This window comes from Microvirga sp. P4_G7 (genome assembly GCF_056401005.1).
Map to the genome: position 1 here is coordinate 1 of NZ_JBFUKD010000852.1, position 1,363 is coordinate 1,363.

2 protein-coding genes are annotated in these 1,363 nt (G+C 62.6%); both read left to right on the forward strand.

Going from position 1 to position 1,363, the window contains the following annotated elements; all coding sequences use genetic code 11:
• The coding region (locus tag AC1DT3_RS21325) for a nucleoside-diphosphate kinase (RefSeq protein WP_477467184.1) at positions 1-282 on the forward strand (282 nt) is incomplete at its 5' end.
• A 125-nt stretch (positions 283-407) separates the two neighbouring features.
• Positions 408-1,363: molybdopterin-dependent oxidoreductase (locus AC1DT3_RS21330; RefSeq protein ID WP_477467185.1), on the forward strand; the 956-nt coding region annotated here is incomplete at its 3' end.

Below are 1,363 nucleotides of genomic sequence, written 5' to 3' on the forward strand. Positions count from 1 at the left end.
GAGACCTTCTATGCGGTCCACAAGGAACGGCCCTTCTTCGGCGAACTGGTCGATTTCATGGTCTCCGGCCCGGTCGTCGTGCAGGTTCTCGAAGGCGAGAACGGCGTCGCCCGCTACCGCGAGGTAATGGGTGCGACGAACCCGGAAAGCGCTGCCGAGGGCACCATCCGCAAGGCGCATGCCAAGTCGATCGGCGAGAACTCGGTCCATGGTTCGGACAGCCTCGAGAACGCCAAGACCGAAATCAGCCAGTTCTTCTCGGGTAACGAGATCGTCGGCTGAGGTCCTGTCCGATCCAGGATCCTTCCTCGTAATCGTCGCCAGGCGATTTCGCGAATGAGGGCAGAGACAAGAGGCCGCCTTCGGGCGGCCTTTCCATTTTTTGACCGCTCACGCATGATGCCGCCATGAATCAAGCCCCCCGTATCGAGCGCCGTCCGTCCGTCTGCCCGCACGATTGTCCGTCGGCGTGTTCACTCGACGTGGAGGTCATCGACGGTCGCACGGTCGGCCGCGTCCACGGGGCGCACGGCAATCGCTACACCGCAGGGGTCATCTGCGCGAAGGTGGCGCGCTACGCGGAACGCATTCATCATCCCGAACGGCTGCTGCATCCGCTGAAGCGAACGGGCCCGAAAGGTTCGGGCCAATTCGAGCGTATCGGATGGGATGAAGCGCTCGATCTCGTCGCCAGGAAGTTCCTCGAAGCGGAACGTGACTTCGGCACAGAGGCGGTGTGGCCGTATTACTATGCCGGCACCATGGGCTTCGTGATGCGGGACGGTATCAACCGCTTGCGCAACGTCAAAAAGTATTCCGGCCAGTATTCGACCATCTGCACGACCATGGCCTGGACCGGATACATCGCGGGTACGGGAAAGCTCGCTGGCCCTGACMCGCGTGAAATGGCGGTATCGGATTGCATCGTGATCTGGGGGACGAACCCGGTTCACACGCAGGTCAACGTCATGACGCACGCGGCTCGCGCACGGAAGGAACGCGGCGCGAAGATCGTGGCCATCGATATCTATCAGAACGCGACGATGAAGCAGGCCGACATGGCGTTGCTCGTCAAGCCCGGCACCGACGGCGCGCTCGCCTGCGCGGTGATGCACGTCCTGTTTCGCGACGGCTACGCGGACTGGGATTATCTCGAACGCTACACGGATCACCCGCACGAACTCGAGGCGCACTTGCGCACGCGCGATCCCGCGTGGGCATCGGCGATCACCGGTCTCGGCGTCGATGAGATCGAAGCGTTCGCGAAGCTCGTCGGTGAAACGAAGCGCACGTTTTTCCGCCTCGGGTACGGTTTCGGCCGGCAGCGCAACGGTGCGATCAACATGCACGCCGCGTCCTGCAT